General features: G+C 67.0%; 14 protein-coding genes. 9 read left to right on the plus strand and 5 right to left on the minus strand.

Going from position 1 to position 16739, the window contains the following annotated elements:
- On the plus strand, positions 1–1443 hold a 1443-nt coding region (locus AB1446_03750), incomplete at its 5' end, for an O-antigen ligase family protein (GenBank protein ID MEW6546014.1).
- A gap of 63 nt (positions 1444–1506) precedes the next feature.
- On the opposite strand, the gene hydF is transcribed toward AB1446_03750, so the two are convergent.
- Genes hydF through gabT form a run of 3 tightly spaced genes read right to left on the minus strand, consistent with a single transcriptional unit; the run spans position 1507 to position 5599 of the window.
- Positions 1507–2748, minus strand: a complete 1242-nt coding sequence (gene hydF / locus AB1446_03755) for a [FeFe] hydrogenase H-cluster maturation GTPase HydF (protein MEW6546015.1) — start codon at positions 2746–2748, stop codon at positions 1507–1509.
- Positions 2745–4223 (minus strand): aspartate ammonia-lyase, encoded by a 1479-nt coding sequence (locus AB1446_03760; GenBank protein ID MEW6546016.1) that lies wholly within the window; start codon positions 4221–4223, stop codon positions 2745–2747. Before AB1446_03760 ends, hydF begins: the two co-directional genes overlap by 4 nt.
- A gap of 11 nt (positions 4224–4234) precedes the next feature.
- Positions 4235–5599, minus strand: a complete 1365-nt coding sequence (gene gabT / locus AB1446_03765) for a 4-aminobutyrate--2-oxoglutarate transaminase (GenBank protein ID MEW6546017.1) — start codon at positions 5597–5599, stop codon at positions 4235–4237.
- A gap of 178 nt (positions 5600–5777) precedes the next feature.
- Here gabT and AB1446_03770 point away from each other — a divergent pair, with 178 nt between their 5' ends.
- From AB1446_03770 to AB1446_03790, 5 genes are read left to right on the plus strand one after another with little or no spacing between them, the layout of a single operon-like run.
- Positions 5778–6665 (plus strand): HAMP domain-containing sensor histidine kinase, encoded by an 888-nt coding sequence (locus AB1446_03770; GenBank protein ID MEW6546018.1) that lies wholly within the window; start codon positions 5778–5780, stop codon positions 6663–6665.
- Between the two features lie 4 nt (positions 6666–6669).
- A complete protein-coding gene (locus tag AB1446_03775) occupies positions 6670–7386 on the plus strand; it encodes a response regulator transcription factor (protein ID MEW6546019.1) in 717 nt (238 codons plus the stop codon).
- Positions 7383–8162, plus strand: coding sequence for a hypothetical protein (locus tag AB1446_03780; protein MEW6546020.1), 780 nt, complete (start codon positions 7383–7385; stop codon positions 8160–8162). The genes AB1446_03775 and AB1446_03780 overlap by 4 nt, the downstream gene beginning before the upstream one ends.
- Positions 8163–8219: 57 nt before the next feature.
- The gene (nikR, locus tag AB1446_03785; protein MEW6546021.1) at positions 8220–8639 is read left to right on the plus strand and encodes a nickel-responsive transcriptional regulator NikR; all 420 of its coding nucleotides are present in this window, start codon (positions 8220–8222) and stop codon (positions 8637–8639) included.
- A 43-nt stretch (positions 8640–8682) separates the two neighbouring features.
- The gene (locus AB1446_03790) at positions 8683–10653 is read left to right on the plus strand and encodes a glycoside hydrolase family 125 protein (GenBank protein MEW6546022.1); all 1971 of its coding nucleotides are present in this window, start codon (positions 8683–8685) and stop codon (positions 10651–10653) included.
- Here the strand turns inward: AB1446_03790 and gyaR are convergent.
- Positions 10613–11605, minus strand: a complete 993-nt coding sequence (gene gyaR / locus AB1446_03795) for a glyoxylate reductase (protein ID MEW6546023.1) — start codon at positions 11603–11605, stop codon at positions 10613–10615. The two genes, AB1446_03790 and gyaR, sit on opposite strands and share 41 nt — an antisense overlap.
- Positions 11606–11687: 82 nt before the next feature.
- Between gyaR and AB1446_03800 the strand changes: the two genes are divergently transcribed.
- Positions 11688–12608, plus strand: coding sequence for an MBL fold metallo-hydrolase (locus tag AB1446_03800; protein ID MEW6546024.1), 921 nt, complete (start codon positions 11688–11690; stop codon positions 12606–12608).
- A 16-nt stretch (positions 12609–12624) separates the two neighbouring features.
- On the opposite strand, the gene AB1446_03805 is transcribed toward AB1446_03800, so the two are convergent.
- Complete coding sequence (locus AB1446_03805; protein MEW6546025.1) at positions 12625–14463, minus strand: transglycosylase SLT domain-containing protein; 1839 nt, start codon at positions 14461–14463, stop codon at positions 12625–12627.
- Between the two features lie 280 nt (positions 14464–14743).
- On the opposite strand from AB1446_03805, the gene AB1446_03810 reads away from it, so the two are divergent.
- Both AB1446_03810 and AB1446_03815 read left to right on the plus strand, forming a co-directional pair.
- On the plus strand, positions 14744–15424 hold the full coding sequence (locus AB1446_03810; protein ID MEW6546026.1) for a thioredoxin family protein: 681 nt from the start codon (positions 14744–14746) through the stop codon (positions 15422–15424).
- A 135-nt stretch (positions 15425–15559) separates the two neighbouring features.
- Positions 15560–16729, plus strand: coding sequence for an FAD-dependent oxidoreductase (locus AB1446_03815; protein ID MEW6546027.1), 1170 nt, complete (start codon positions 15560–15562; stop codon positions 16727–16729).
- Positions 16730–16739: the final 10 nt, after the last annotated feature.

A 16739-nucleotide genomic window follows, 5' to 3' on the forward strand; every position in this document is an offset into this window, starting at 1 on the left:
CGGGCGGCCCGCCTGTCTGTTTCCACCCGGGGTGGCGGGCGCGTGAGGCCGGCCCTGGTGGCCCTGGCAGCTTTGCTGGTGGTGGCGGGAATGGGCCTGGCGCTGGGGCGCCCGGCGACTGTGGCTGCCCTGGTGCCCGAGCAGCTGCGGGGGCGGCTGGCGGCGATCAAGCTGGCGGAATCAGGAGCCCAGGACCGCATGCAGTGGACGCGGGATGCCCTCCGCCTGGTGGCAGCTAGGCCCGTGCTGGGGGCAGGAGGGGGAGGATGGAACGCCCTCTACGGGACCGTGCAGACCTACGCGTATTTCAGCACCGAGGTGCACAACCACTACGCCCAACTGTGGGTGGAGGCGGGAACGCTGGGCCTTGGGGCCTTCCTGGCCATGTGGGTGGGCCTGTTGTGGTCATACTGGCGGGCCCGCCAGGTGACCCGGGGACCGGCGGGGGCGCTGTTAGCCGCCACCTTCGTGGCGGCGGCCGGCCTGGGTGCCCACGCCGTAATTGATTTCAACCTTTCTTTACCCGCGGTGGCGCTGACCCTGTGGGCCCTGCTGGGTCTGGTGGCGGCCGCCGAGCCAGTGTCGGAGCCTTCGGGGAGGCGCGGGGTTCGCACCCCCTGGTGGCTGGGGGTGGGGGTACCGGTGGCGACACTAGCCATCCTGCTCCTCACGGTCTCCCTCCGGGTGGGACACGCGGCCGGTCAGCGGGGAGCGGCCGCCCTCAACCAGGGTAACCTGGAGAAGGCCCTGGTGGAGTTCGAAACCGCCCGCAGGTACGACCCCTGGACGGCCTCCTTCCACATCGACCTGGGGCAGGTGTACGAGAGGATGGCGCTGAAAAGCGGGGCACCCGGCCTGATCGAGCGAGCCCGGCTCAGCTACCAGCGGGGAGTGGCCCTTGACCCTTACAACTTTCAACACCGCACGTTGTACGCTAACTTCCTGCTACGGCAGGGTGAGGCGGAACCTGCCCTGCGCGAACTGGAGACGGCCATCACCTGCCGCCCGGCCCTGGCCGCCGGGTACGAGAACCTGGCCCTGGCCTGCGTACGGGTGGCCATGTCTCCCCATGTTGATACCGCCAGGGCCCGCCGGTACCTGGACCGGGTGGAGGAAGTGGCGCGGGAGATGGAGCAATATTCCAGGTTGGCTCCTCCCTTTGCCGGGGCCAGGAGAATGCCACCCAGCACGCCGCGGCTCGTCCTTGCCCTGGGGGAAGCCCGTGTCCTGCGGGGGGACCTGACGGCAGCCCGGGCGTCGCTGGAGGAGGCGGCCAAACAGGCGCATCTCAAACCCGAGGCCAACCTTTTCCTGGCCGCCTGGGCCCGGCTCAGCGGGGAGGACCCGGCGCCCTTCCTGAAAGAAGCGGCATCCATCGAGGACGCCGCCCTGCAGGCAGAATTCATTGCTCAGCGTGCCCGCACGCTCATGTCCGGGTCATAGGCCCGCCGCCGGGGGTCGGGGCGCCCACGGTATGCCCCCGGATCGGTGGGGCGGTCGGTCCCGTCACTCTTCGTCCTCTTCGAGGGCCAGGCGGGCCAGGGGGAACGGCTCCAGGACTCTCTCCAGGATGCCGTGCAGGTAGGCGATGGCCACGCCATAGTTGACGATGGGTACGCCCGCCTGCTGGGCCTGCATGATGCGGTACAGCATCTCCCGGCGGTTGATCATGCAGCCCCCGCAGTGGACGATGAGCTTGTACTGCCCGAGGTCCTCGGGGAAGTCCAGTCCCGACTTCACGTCCACCCGGAGCTCGCCACCCACCCGTTGCCTGAGCCAGCGGGGGATCTTCACCCGTCCGATGTCGTCTGCCACCGGGTGGTGGGTGCATGCTTCCGCAATGAGGATACGGTCTCCTGGTTGCAGGCGGTCGATGGCGCGGGCTCCCCGCACCAGGGTGGGCAGGTCCCCCTTGTAGCGGGCAAACAGGATGGAAAACGAGGTGAGCCAGACATCCCGGGGAGTGTCGGCGCTCACTTTGGCGAAAACCTGGGAATCGGTGATCACCAGGCGCGGCTTTTGGCCTAGCACCCCCAGCAGGTGGCGGAGCTCCCTCTCTTTGACGATGGCCCCGCATGAGTCGTGATCCAGGATGTCCCTGAGGGTCTGCACCTGGGGGAGAATGAGCCGGCCTTTCGGTGCCGCCAGATCGATGGGGACGACCAGGACCACCAGGTCCCCCGGGTTGAGCAGGTCGCCCACGATGGTGGGGGCGGCCCAGTCGCCCGGGGCCGAGCGCACGATCTCCATCTTGAGCCGCTCTATGCCGTCCCGGGTGAGGGAACTTACCGGTACGAAGGTGACCCCCAGGCGGGCGGACAGTTCTCCCGCCACGCGATCCGCCTCTCCGTGTGCGAGCAGGTCGGTCTTGTTGAGCACTCCGAGGATCGCTATTCCCCCTGCGCGCAGCCGGGAGATGATGCCTTCTTCGTACTCACCCGCGCCTGCGGCGGGGTCGACCACCACGAGGGCCAGGTCCGTGCGCCGCATCACGTCCTGGGTCCGGCGCACGCGCAGTTCCCCCAGTGCGCCCACGTCGTCGATGCCGGCGGTGTCGATGATCACCACCGGGCCCAGGGGCAGGATCTCCATGGACTTGTACACGGGATCGGTGGTGGTGCCGGGGACTTCCGAGACCAGGGCGATGTTCTGCCCGGTGAGGGCGTTGATCAGGCTGGACTTGCCCGCGTTACGCCGCCCGAAGATGGCAATGTGCAAGCGCTCGCCCCGGGGAGTGCGGTCGCTCACGGATTGCTCCCTTCCTGGTTTTCCTCCCGGCCGCACGCCGGGTCGCGGCCCCGCTGCGCGGTGGAGCTGGTGCCCTGGGGTGGGGCGTTGCGTTTCTTGAGCAGGCGGGAGCCGGGGATGCCGGGCCGGGTGAGTTCTTCCTTGCTGAAAATGACCTGGATTTCCTCTTCGGGCAGCAAGCCCTTTTCCGCCACCACATGGCTGAGGGGGCACCCCCGCTGGTGGGCTTCGCGGAGGACTTCACAGGCACGCGTGTATCCGATATGGGGTACCAGGGCGGTAGCCAGCCCGTCGCTGCGCTCCAGCAGGTCCCAACAGCGCCGGGGGTTGGCGGTGATCCCGTTGATGCATTTCTCGACGAAGAGTTTCAGGGCGCGTGTGAGCAGGCTCATGGCGCCCAGCAGGTGGTGGGCCACCAGGGGCAGGAAGGCGTTCAGTTCCAGTTGCCCGGCCTGGGCGGCCAGGGTGATGGCCAGGTCACTGGCCATTACGTGGTACGCCACCTGGGTGACCATCTCCGGGATGACCGGGTTCACCTTACCCGGCATGATGGAGGAACCGGGCTGCAACCGGGGGAGGGCTATTTCCGCCAGCCCCGCCCCTGGCCCGGAAGAAAGGAGCCGCAGGTCGCCCGAGATCTTGGCCAGGCTGACCGCGCCCGCCTTGAGCAATCCCGAGACCTCCACGAACACGTCGGCGTTTTGGGTGGGATCCACGGTGTTCTCCGCCCGCGCCAGCCCCAGGCCCGTCAGTTCCCGCAGCTTCTCGATCACCAGAAACACGTAGCGGCGGTCCGCCCCCAGACCCGTCCCCACGGCGGTGCCACCCAGGTTCACCTGGCGCAGTCGTTCCTCCATCTTGTACAGGCGCCAGCGGTCGCGGGCCACCGCTTCCGCCCAGGCGGAGAACTCCTGGCCCAGGGTGATGGGGACGGCGTCCTGGAGCTGGGTGCGTCCCATCTTGAGCACGCCTGCGAATTCCGCCTCTTTTGCTTGCAAGGCGGACTGCAATCCGGCGAAGGCGTCCGTGAGCGGCCGCAGCAGGCGGATGGCGGCAATGCGCAGGGCAGTGGGATACACGTCGTTGGTGGACTGGGACAGGTTGACGTGATCCAGGGGGTGAACCAGGGAATAGTCACCCCTGGTTCCCCCCAGGATCTCGATGGCCCGGTTGGCCAGCACCTCGTTCATGTTCATGTTGGTGGAGGTGCCGGCGCCGCCCTGGAAGGCATCCACGATGAACTGGTCGGCGAGCGCCCCATCCGCCACCTCGGCCGCCGCGCGGGCGATGGCCTCTCCGATGCGGCGGTCGAGCAGCCCCGCCTCCACGTTGGCGAGGGCAGCGGCCTGCTTCACCAGGGCGAGCGACCTGATCAGTTCGGGATGCACCCTTTGCCCCGAAACGGGGAAGTTGGCCGCCGCCCGCACCGTGGCGATACCGTAGTATGCTTCCTGCGGTACCTCGACTTCTCCCAGGAAGTCCTTCTCTACACGAGTTGCCGTACTATCCCGGCCTCCTCTTCCACTTCGGCGATAGCCTCTTCCATCACGTCCAGGGCTTCCGCCAGTTGTTCTTCGGTAATCACTAAAGTGGCGAGCATGCGGATGACGTTACCGTACAGACCGCACTTCAGGGGGATGACCCCCTTCTGCATGCACCGCCTGATCACTTCGGACGTTTCCCGGCTAGCTGGCTCCTTAGTAATGCGATCCTTCACCAGTTCTATGGCCACCATGCTACCCAGCCCGCGCACGTCTCCGATGAGGGGGTGGGAGTCCCGCATTGCCCGGAAGCGGTCCGTCATGAGCCGGCCCAGCCGTTCGGCGCGGCCGGGCAGGTCCTCCTTCTCCATTATATCCAGGACTTCCAGGGCGGCCACGCAACCCACAGGATTGCCCACGTAAGTGCCGCCTATGCGGTTATCGCCGGGTGCATCCATGACTTCCGCCCGGCCCACCACACCGGATAGGGGGATGCCGGCAGCCAGGGACTTGGCCACCGTGACCAGGTCGGCCTTCACTCCCGAGTGTTCCAGGGCGAACAGGCGCCCGGTGCGGCCGAAGCCGGTCTGCACCTCGTCCGCTATCAACAGCACCCCGTGCTTTGCGCAGATTTCCGCCAGGCGAGGCAGGTACTCGCGCGGCGGCACCACGAACCCGCCCTCTCCCTGAACGGGCTCCACTATAACGGCGGCCGTGTCCTCGGGAGCCACGAACAGTTCCAGCAAGCGGTCGAGCAGGTCGGCGCATGCTACCCCGCATTCAGGGTAGGTGGCACGGATGGGGCAGCGGTAACAGTAGGCATAGGGAACCCGGTATACCTCGGGTGCGAAGGGACCGAATCCCTGACGATACGGTTTGCTCTTACTGGTCAGGGTCATGGCCATCATGGTGCGGCCGTGGAATGCACCCTCGAAGGCGATGATGGCCGCACGACGTGTGTACGCCCGGGCGATCTTGATGGCGTTTTCCACCGCCTCGGCTCCCGAGTTGAAAAACGCGCATTTGGCCGGTTGCTTGACGGGGGCCTTCTGGCCCAGCTTTTCGGCCAGATCGACCAGGGACTCGTACGGGATTATGGTGAAGTCGGTGTGGAGGAAGCGGTCTACCTGGCGGTGGACGGCCTGGTTCACCTGTGGGTGGCAGTGACCCACGTTGAGGACGCCGATGCCGCCCGTCAGGTCGATAAAGGTGTTGCCGTCGATGTCGGTCACCAGGGCTCCCTGGCCGCGGTCGATGACCACGGGAGCGTGGACGGAGAACGCGGCTGCCACGTACCGGTCCTTGCGCGCCAACACCTCCCGCGAGCGCGGTCCCGGCACCTCGGTGACCAGCCTGATGAAGTTACGCACCACACACCCCTCCTCTTTTTATACGGTGCTGAATATCCCATTCGGTGCCCGCGCGGCACTTCCCTTCTCATGATGGCGCAGTCTGGTACCATGGGGAGCGTACGGGCTGAGCAACGGTATTGTCATCTACTTGCAACATTTTTTCCAGAAGGGTAATATGAGGTGCGGGGGTGCGGCTATGCCGGCACCGGCGGTTGACAGGACTGGTCAGTGCGAACCCGGCGAAGAGGCGGCGTCCCTGCAGCAGCGCCGGCGGGAATTGGAGTCCGACCTCCAGCGGCTGCAGCAGGAGAACCTCCGCCTCGTGCAGGCCAACCGGGAATTGCAGGAGCGCCTGGCCGAGTTGCGCCGGGCCAACGCTGAACTGGCGCGGGCCTGCCAGTTTACGTCCGACTGTTGCCACGAGTTGCGTGCTCCTCTGGCTTCCATCATCGCGTACGCCGAGTTGCTCCAGGAAGGTGCGGGAGGACCTCTCACCCCCGTGCAGCAGGAGTACGTCGACGGGATCGTGGAACAGGGGCAGGAACTGTTGAGCTCGATGAACGACATCCTGGACCTGGCCCGCATCGAGGCCGGTCGCATGGAGGTCCGCACTGCTCCCCTGCACCTGGACGAGGTAATTCTTCCTCTGGCCAGACGGATGGAGCCCCGCGCCCGCCGCAAGGGGTTGGCCCTCCACGTCAGCCTGGAGGGCCGGGGGCAGCTCCCCCCGGTGGAGGCTGACCGGCAAAAGGTGGAGAGGGTGCTGTGCAACATCCTGGACAATGCCGTCAAGTTCACGCCTCCCGGAGGTGAGATCAGGGTCAGGGCGATGTGGAATCCCCCGGCAGAAGTGGTGGTGGCGGTCCAGGACAACGGTCCCGGTATCCCGGAGGAAGAGCAGGAAGCCATATTCGACCGCTACTATCGCGCCCGTGACCAGGGCGACGGCACGGGTGCGGGACTCGGGCTCACCCTGGCCCGGCAACTGGTGGAGATGCAGGGGGGCAGGATTTGGGTGGAGAGCCAGCTGGGAAGGGGTGCCACTTTTTACGTAGCCCTGCCCACCCGGGCAGGCGGGAGGTGAGGAATTGCCAGGCAGGACGATCCTGGTGGTGGAAGATGATGCGGCCGTTTCCCGGTTGGTCGAACACCGGCTCGCCCAGGAGGGGTACCGGGTGGTTGTCGCCTCCGATGGGGAGCAGGGTTTGCGACTGTTCGAGGCGGTAAAACCCGACCTGGTGATCCTGGACCTCATCCTGCCCAAGATCGACGGGTACGAAGTGTGTCGCATCATCCGCAAGGCGTCCATGGTCCCCATAATCGTGCTCTCTGCGAAGGGGGACGAGGTGGATAAGCTGGTGGGGTTCCGCATGGGGGCGGACGACTACGTCACCAAGCCCTTCAGCGCTGCGGAACTGGCCATGCGGGTGGCGGCGGTGCTGCGCCGCTGTGAGGGCCTCCGGGATGATCGGGAGGGTGCGGTGCTGGATTTCGGTGAGCTGTGCATCGACCGACGCCGGCGTACGGTGACAGTGAGGGGCCAGAAAGTGGACCTCACTCCCAAGGAGTTCGATCTTCTGTGGGTGCTGGCTTCCCACGTGGAATACGTCTTCACGCGGGAGCAACTGCTCTACCAGGTATGGCAATCTGACTATGAGGGTGACGTCGACAACGTAACTGTGCTGGTGAGCCGGCTCCGGGACAAGATAGAAGAGGATCCCGCTCATCCCCGGTTCATCAAGACGGTTTGGGGCGTGGGGTACAAGTTCAGCGTCCCCAAGGCGGAACAGGAGGCGTCGGGTTGACCCTGACGGTGGCTACCGCGGCCGGGCTGGCCATTGCCCTGGGTGGGGCGCTGCCTGTATTATGCCGGGGCAGGCGTTGGCCGTCCACCCTGCTGCTGGCAGTGGCAGGTGGCGCGGTGCTGGGGATCGTGGTCCTGGACGTGTTGCCTGCGGCCTGGGAAAGGGGCTCTCTCTTCACCCTGGCAGGTGGGATGGCAGGCGGAATTGCCCTGATGACAGCCCTGCACGTCATCCTCGACCCCGCCCGCCGCGGTGGCGCGGTGCGCGACCGTGCCGCGCCGGGCTCTGGTGCCCGAGGGGACCACTGTACCGGCCTCTGCCCGGTACACGGTAACGATTACTGGGTCCAGGCCGGTTTTATGACCTGGCTGGCGGTAGCGTTGCACAACGTGCTGGACGGCTTCGGGATCGGGGCCGGTTTCCAGGAATCAGGACACCTGGGATGGGCACTGGCGGCAGCGGTGGCGTTACATAACATCCCGGTAGGGATGCTGGTGGCCACGCCTTTCGTGCTGGGACAGGCAGGGGCTTTCCGGGTGGTGATGACCACCCTGGTGGCGGGGCTGTTCACACCCCTGGGGGCGCTGCTGGGCGGGAGCCTGGCGGGGTTGTCCCGGACCGCCCTGGCCGGGTCGGTGGCCCTGGCGGGAGGAAGCCTGCTCTTCATCCTGGCCGAACTTTTCCGGATGTCCTGGAGCGAATCCCGCCTCCTCACGCTGGTGGGCGGGTGTTCGGGGGCGTTGCTGGCGCTGGCGCACCTGGCCGGTGGCCACTGAGGCCGCCCCCGGAGGGTCACTGAGGCTGCCGTTGAGGCCGTGATGGAGGGCTCGGGGATGGGAAGCTTACGCAGGTTCGGGGTGTCCATGGAGGAAGACCTCCTGGAGAAGTTCGACCATCTTGCCCGTTCGCGCGGTTACAGTAACCGGTCCGAGTTTTTGCGCGACCTGGCCAGGCGGGAGCTGATCCAGCAGCGGTGGGAGCTGGAAGACGCCGAAGTGGCGGGGACGGTTACTCTGGTATACGACCACGATGCCCGCGGCCTGGGTGACGAACTCACCCACCTGCAGCACGATCACCACGAGCTGGTGCTTTCCACCATGCACGTCCACCTGGACGAGCGTAACTGCCTGGAAGTGGTGGTCCTGAGGGGACCGGCGGCCCGGGTACGCTCCCTGGCCAATGCCCTGATCAGCCGGCGGGGTGTAAAACACGGTCAGCTTACGATGACCTCCACCGGGCGTGAACTGCCCTGAGGAAGGCCGAGGGCCGGGGAACGGGGGCCGAGGTGAGGTAGCTGTGGGTGGTGGGGACAGCCGTCTCCTCACTGTTCCCGAGGAGATAGCGCGTACCGAGGAGTTCTGGGTTACCGGAAACGAGTTCGTGGCCCTGCCCCAGATCCGGGCCCGGGACGGGGCCGTCCTGTCTATCAATGTGCTGTCCTGGGGTGCACGTGGCCTCCTGGAACTGACGGGGCCCCCGGGGCGCGACGCCGTGAATGGGTGCGCCTCAGGTTCAACTGGCCCCGGGGATCCCGAGGATGATGCGTCACCGCTGTTGCGGGTGGGCCTGGAGACAGAGGCGGGTCCGGAGAGGCTGGTCCCCACCGGTGTGCGGTGGCTGGGGGACTGGATCCCGGAGGTCCATTACCGGGTCCCCTGGGGCACCTTACGGGTTACCTGGCTGGCCCCCTGGGGTCACAAGGGCCTTGTGGTGAACGCCCGCGTCGATCCCCCTCCCGCCCCGGTTACCCTGTACGTGGAAGGGTGCGTGGGCCAGGTGCGTCACCGGGTGTTCACAGCGCGCGGCCTGGCGTCACCGGTGGTCACCCGGTGGCACCGGTGGATGGAATGCCTGGTCTGGGAGGTGGGATCTCCCTGGCCTTTCCTGGCGGTGGCGGTACGGCCCGCCCACTCCGACATTCGGTGGGAACAGCCGTGCCCCGCCGGCCCCAATGTTCGCCTGGGCCGGGAAGGCGAGGAACTGACCGTAGTGCTGGGGATTGCCCCCGATGGAGACGGGGCCGCCTGTCAGGCGGTGGACCTCTTACGCCACGGGTATCCTGCCCTGCGGGAACGCTCCCTGAATGAGCTTTCCCGCCTGGCAGCGGGGGCCGCAGGGCGAGCCGGGTCGCCGGCCAACGGGCTGGAGGGGTATCCGGTGTGGCGGCGCAACCTGCTCTTCAACTTTTTCTATAGTCGGGGGATGTGCCTGGACAGCGAAGAACTGGTGCTGGTGACTTCCCGCAGTCCCCGCTACTACGTGTGCGCGGCCCACTGGAGCCGGGATTCGCTGCTGTGGAGCTTCCCCGGTCTCTTGCTCGCGGATACCCGTACCGCCCGGGAGGCCCTGCTGCAGGCTTTCCGCCTGTATTCCCGGCGGGCGGGTACCCACAGCCTGTACCTGGATGGGACCGAACTCTACCCGGGGTTCGAACTGGATGAATTGGCGGCGTTCCCGGTAGCTCTGGGCCTTTACCTGGAAAAAACCGGGGACAGGTCCGTCCTGGAGTCCGCCCCGGTCAGGGAAGGGCTGGCCCGGGTGTGGGAGAAGCTGGAGGAGGCCCGCATTCAGCCCCATCACCTTTACCGTACGTTCCTGCTTCCTTCCGACGACCCGGCCCATCACCCCGTCGTCACGTACGATAACGTGCTGGCCTGGAAGGCCCTCACCGTTTTCGCCCGGCTGGGTTGGCCTGGGGCCGGGGATAAGGCGGGAGCGCTCCGGTGCGAGCTGCGGCGGCGGGCTGTCGTGCCCGGGCCTTTCGGACCTATGTGGGCGTGGTCCTTCGCCCTGCCCGCCCACAGCGGAGAGACGGGCGCCGGAGGCGAATGTACGGATGGGGGGTCGGCTGCGGGGGAGGCGTACGTGCTCTATGACGAGCCCCCGGGGTCGCTTGCCCTCCTGGCCCATTACGGGTGGTGTGACCCCCTTGACCCGGTATACCTGAACACTTTGCGCTGGATCTGGAGTCCCCACAATCCCTGGTACGTGGCCGAGGGCCCCTTCGCGGCGCCCGCCTGTCCCCATGCCCGCCATCCCTGGGTGATGTCGCTGGTCAACGCTCTCCTGGTGCCGGCCCGGAGCTGGAAGGCCCTGGGGGTTGACCCCGCTCGGTTCCGTCGTGCCCTGTGCTCGGCTGCCCTGGACGGGGGACTGGCCTGTGAGACCATAGACGCGCACACGGGGAAGGTGCGCACGGGAGCTGCCTTTGCCACCTGCGCCGGTTTCATGGCCTGGGCCCTCGCCCAGCCAGAACTTCCCGGTTGACCAGGTTGGGGGGTGTGTCCCCCTTGAGGCCGGCGATGAGGTTCTGGGCGGCCAGGACGGCCATGCGGGTGCGGGTGGCAATGCTGGCACTGCCTATATGGGGGAGGGCCACCACGTTGGGGAGGGAGAGCAGGGGATGATCGGGCCCGATGGGTTCCCGTTCGAAGACGTCCAGGCCGGCCGCCCATATCCACCCTTCCCGGAGTGCCCGGTATAGCGCCTGCTCGTCCACCAGGGGGCCGCGGGCGGTATTGACCAGGATGGCAGTGGGTTTCATCAGCCGCAGTTCCCGTTCGCCGATCAGGTGATAGGTGTCCGGGGTGAGAGGGGCGTGGATGCTCACCACATCGGCCTGCCGCAGCACGTCATCCAGGGGAAGCCAGGTGGCGCCAAGGGCCTCTTCCGCTGCCTGCTGGCGTTCTGGATCATGGTACACGATGCGCATGTCGAATGCGCGGGCCCGCCGGGCCACGGCCTGGCCGATACGACCGAACCCGACCAGGCCCAGGGTGCTGCCGTACACGTCCTGGCCGGTGAGAAGCATGGGTCCCCATGTCTTCCACTGCCCGGCCGCCAGGAACCGGGCTGCTTCCACCAGACGCCGGGCCGTGGCCAGGATGAGGGCGAAGGCCAGGTCGGCGGTGGTCTCGGTGAGGACCCCCGGGGTATTGGTGACCATCACGCCCCGGGCGGTGGCGGCGGGTACGTCGATGTTGTCGTATCCCACCGCCATGTTGGCAACGACCCGCAGCCGGGGAGCCCGGTCCAACAGTGCGGTGTCGATACGCTCGGTGAGGAGGCAGAACAGCCCGTCGCACCCGGCTACCTCTTCCAGGAGGATGGGGCGGGGCACGGGATCGTCGCTGTCCCATATCCGCACCTGGCACTGGGAACGCAGCAGGTCGAGAGCTGCTTGCGGGATACGACGGGTAACGTAGACGGATGGTTTCACCTGAGAACCCTCCCGAGGCAAATCGGTTGCTTCAGGTTTCTACCTTTGCCAGTCGATTCCTCCCGGAGAAGGGGGATGGAGCATGGAGTTCCGGCGGCTGGGCGACGGGGTCGGGTACTTTGCCGGCGCCACCAATTGCGGCCTGGTCTGGAAGGGGAAAGAGGCGGTCCTCATTGACTCCGGCCTGGACGAAAGCGCCGGGCGCAAGATCCTGCGTCTTCTCAATGGGGAGGGCCTCCGGCTGGTGGCCATCCTCAATACCCATTTCCACGCGGATCATGTGGGCGGGAACGCTTTCCTGGTGGCGCGCACCGGAGCGCGGGTGCTGGCACCGGAGGCCGAAGCCGAATTCATACGCCGGCCTCTACTGGAGCCGTCCTCCCTGTACGGAATGGCGGCCCCGCCCCCGGCGCTGCGCAACAAGTTCCTCATGGCTGAGCCCACGCCCGCCGTGGAAGGCACCGGCCCGGCTACCTGGGAGGATCCCCTGGAGGCTGGGTTGAAGCTGGTGGAATTGCCCGGGCATAGTCCTGGCCAGGTTGGTCTGGCGGGGCCCGAGGGGGTCCTCTTCGCGGGAGACCTCTTTCTCTCCAGCCAGGTGCTGGACAAACACGGCATCCCCTACAACGCCGATGTGGCGCGCCACCTGGAGTCCCTGGAGCGGGCGGCGGTGTGGGTGGCGCGGGGAGAATACCGCCTGATCGTCCCCGGTCACGGTCCCGCCTGCGATCCCGGGGACGCCCTGCGCACCATCGAGGAGAACCGTCAGCGGGTGACGGATCTCCTCTTCCTGATCACGGACATGCTGGCCGCGCCCCAGCCGGTGGCCGAGCTGGTGCACCGCCTGGCCCACCACTACGCCCGTCTCCTTTCCACCCCGGGCGAATACCTTCTGGTGCAATCCGCCATCCACGCCTGCCTGTCGTATCTGGCAGATGAGGGCCAGGTGGAGCTGGTGGTGGAGGATAACCGCCTGCTCTGGCGCCGCCGGGCTGCTCCCTGACGGGCGGTCGGCCCCCTTAGTGGTTTCCGGTCTCCCCTTCGCCGTAGAGGAACTGGTACACCAGGTAAGACTGGGCCACCCTGGTCACGTACTCGCGGGTCTCCGGGAACGTGATGGCGGTGGGGAATCCTTCCCGGCCCCGGAAGGTGGATGAGCTGGCCCAGCGCCTCACATTGCCCAGCCCCCCGTTGTAAGCAGCCAAAGCCCGGGGGATGTCTCCCCCGCAACTTTCCAGCATGCGGGCGAGGTACCAGGTCCCCAGCCGCAGGTTCACCTCCGGGCGAAAGAGGTCTTCCCGCTCCAGCGTGACGCCAAGGGCTCGGGCAGCACCTTCGGCCGTGGCGGGCAATAGTTGCATGAGGCCGCAGGCTCCGGACCGCGAGATTGCCCAGGGGGCAAAGTGGCTTTCTTCCCGCATCACTGCCCATACCAGGAGGGGATCCACCCCGAATTCCGAGGCCACTTCTTGCACCAGTTGGGGGTAGGGGAGAGGATATGCCACCCGGTATGCCGTGGGGGTGGGCAGGTCTGCCAGTACCGCCGTGGCGACTTGGGCCCCCAGCGTCACGTTCCCGTGCTCCGCGTACCACTGGGCCAGGGCCAGCCGACCCGGGGGGCCGCCCTTCCGGCTCAGGATCTCCATCTCTACATGGGCCAGGGATGTCCCTCCGGGCCCCAGGCGGTGGAGCGCCCGGGCTGCCCGGGTCGCGGGGGGCGGGGAAGGGGGATCCGGGACCGGCTGGTGAGGGAGCGGCTGCTTTACGCTCAGCCCGGCACACCAGGCCAGGCCGGGAGATATGGTACCCAGGAGCTCCCGGGCCCCATCAGCATCACCCTTGATGCGGGACAGGACGTATCCCCGCAGGGCGGCATCGTCGCGAACCGGACCCTTCTCACCAGCCAGTTGGCGGTACACCGGCAGGGCTTCTTCAGCCCGTCCCAGCTCTTCCAGCAGGCAGGCTCCCCGCCATCGGGCCTCTGGCTCGGGAGACTTCAGGTAGGCGCGGGCCGCTTCCTCCCGTCGACCCTGGCGTTCCAGTACCCTGCCCAGACCGCGGGCACCCGCGGGTCCCAGGCGCGCGTAGGCGTCACGGGCGGCCTCCAGTTTTCCCGATGCTTCCAGGGTGCGGGCGTACAGGCCCAGGGTCTCCATGTCTCGGGGAAAATCCTGCATGTACTGCGCCAGCCAGGGCAGGGCGGCGCGGGCATCCCCCAGGGTAAGCAGGGCCCGACCCCATTCCCGCGCCACCCGGGCCTGGGCGCGGGCCTCGGTCTCCCCGTGTTCGCGCAGGATGTCCAGGGCCTGCTGGGCCCACCCCCGGTCGTTGAGCCAGCCCGCCACCCGGCACCAATCGGACTCCAGGCGCAGCAGTGCTTCCACGGCTGCCCGGGCTGGTAATAGCTCCTTCCACTGCGCGATGGCCGCCGCCGCCTGCCCCTGTTCTTCCAGGAGGCGGGCCAGTTCTTCCCTCACCCCCGGGTCGGCGCGCAGCTCAAGGGCGCGCAAGTAGTAGCCAGTGGCGGTGCCATCCCGCCGCGCTTCCCGGCTGCGGGCGAGAACCAAGCAGGCATGGTATCCCACCCCGTCTGTGCGGGTGGCCAGCCGTTCCACCTGCCGACGGCCACCAGGCCAGCGGGCCAGGGCGGCGGCCAGCCGGCGGTATCCTTCCAGCTCCGGTGGCAGGTCCTTGCTGGCGAAAAGGCGGATCAGATCGGTGGTGAAAGATGAGAAAACCCTGCTTTCTCCGGCCAGCCGGGGTCCCATCAGCAGTCCCCGGTCCCAGGCCACTACTGCTGACACTGCCCCCAGAAACAGGAAAGAGACCGCGAATAGACGCAACCACCGTCTCCTCAACCCGTAGTCCTCCCCGTGCCCAGGCGGCCGCCCTTCCCTTTGAAAACGCAACCGTGGGGGTGAATCCGCAGTTCTCCCACACCTTGCATCCTGCTGTACCTTATGCGCCCGGCCAGGCCTTTCCTGCCTGGCCGGGCAACGACCCCGGTGGCATTTTGTGTGGCGGCCCGGGCGGCGGGGGATACGGTCGCGGCTGTGGAGGCGGGGACGGCCGGCACCGCCACTTTTTGACCCGGCACCCCCGGGGGCGGCATAATAAGCCACAGGAGGTGATGGCAGGATGCGGCTCATTTCCGAGAGGGACGCGGCAACGCTCCGCAGGCGCTTTGCGGAGTTAACAGGACCCGTTAAGCTGGTGATGGTCACCCAGTCGGAATCGGGTCTGACGGTGCCCGGCCATGAATGCGCCTACTGCCGGGAGACCCGCATGCTGGTCGAGGACCTGGGTGAGGTGTCCGACGGGCGGATCGGAGTCGAGGTATATGACTTCCTGCTGGACAAGGACCAGGCCGCCCGGTATGGGATCGAGAGGATTCCGGCGGTAGCCGTGGTGGGGGACCGGGACTACGGCATCCGGTATTACGGCATCCCGGCCGGGTATGAGTTCGCATCCCTGGTAGAGGACATCCTCGACGTGTCGGCACAAAGGAGCGGCCTGCGCCCGGAGACGGCGGCGGCCCTGAAAGGATTGCCCAGCGACGTACACATCCAGGTCTTCGTGACCCCCACCTGACCATATTGCCCGCGTGCGGCCAGGTTGGCCCACAAAATGGCAATGGAAAGCGACAGGGTGCGGGCAGACGTGGTGGAGGTGTCAGAATTCCCTCACCTGGCCCAGCGGTACCATGTGTTCGGGGTGCCCAAGGTGGTGATCAACGAGCGGGTTCAGTTCGAGGGAGCCGTACCGGAAAAGATGTTCCTCAGTTACGTGTTGCAGGCTGCAGGCGTGGAGGAATCGTGAGCCGTAGATAGGCCATGCCGGGAATTCTCCGGCCTGTGGGCCGGGCGCACTGAGGTGGTGCAGGAACTGCGATCTGAGGTGCCGTCCTGCCGTGCGCAACCCCGCCCCGGTGCATACTAGGGCGGGGTGATCTTCTTGGCAAAACCCAGAGTCACGGTGGTGGGCGGTGGGCTGGGCGGAGTTCCCGTGGCCAACGGGCTGGCGCGGCGGGGCACCTGCCAGGTTACCCTGATAGACCTGCTCGGGCAACACGTGTACCAGCCCGGGTTCCTGTACGTCCCCTTTGGTCGGGTGAAGCCGGGTAGCCTGGTGCGCGACCTGCGGGCTGTGCTCCATCCCGGCGTGCAGCTCGTGGTGGGAGAAGCCAAGGCGGTGGATCCCGAGGGGCGGGTCGTTCACCTGGCCGATGGCCGGATGGTATCTTCGGACTGGTTGGTGCTGGCGCCCGGGGCCGAGTACGGGCCAGCCGTCGTGCCCGGCTATCAGGGGAACATCCACCATTTCTACTCACTGGAAGCGGCCCTGGACCTCATGGGCGAACTGCACCGCTTCCGGGGCGGTGACCTGGTGATGGGGATCACCACGCTCCCCTACAAGTGCCCGCCTGCTCCCCTGGAGTTCGCCCTCCTGGCGGACGACTTTCTGCGGCGGCGGGGGTTGCAGGGCCGCTATCACGTCAGGTTTCTCACTCCGTTGACGCAGCTTTTCGGCATGAAGTCCCTGTGCGAGGCATACCAGCCCCTCTTCGCCCGTCGGGGTGTCGAGGTGGTAACCAGGTTCACGGTGGGGGAGATCGACCCCGGGCGGCGCAGGGTGCTCTCCCAGGAAGGGGATGAAGTCCCGTATGACCTGGCGATCCTGGTTCCTCCCCACCGGGGCACGAAGATGGTACGCCGCTCGGGACTGGGGGACCGCCACGGGTGGATACCCACCGAGCGAGACACCCTGCGGGTGGTGGGGCACGAGCACCTCTACGCCCTGGGCGATGCTGCCGACCTGCCCGTCTCCAAGCACGGGGCAGGTACTCACATGCAGGCGGAGGTGGTGGTGCGTAACGTGGCGGCCGAGATGGAGGGGCGCGAGCCCGCCTACCAATACACCGGACGGGTGTTTTGTATCAGTGACACCGGCCAGGGGAAGGCTAGCCTGGTATCTTACAGTTATGACCGTCCCCCTGCACCTCCCACGCCGCTGCCCATGTTTCACTGGGCCAAGCTGGCCACCGGTGCCCTGTACTGGAGGCTGGTGCCCCGGGGATTGCTGCCGCTGCACGGATTTCGTCGCCGCCAGCGGGGCGCCTCCTGACCGTTTTGTG

This window comes from Bacillota bacterium (assembly GCA_040757085.1).
GTDB lineage: Bacteria > Bacillota > Sulfobacillia > JACIYH01 > JACIYH01 > JACIYH01.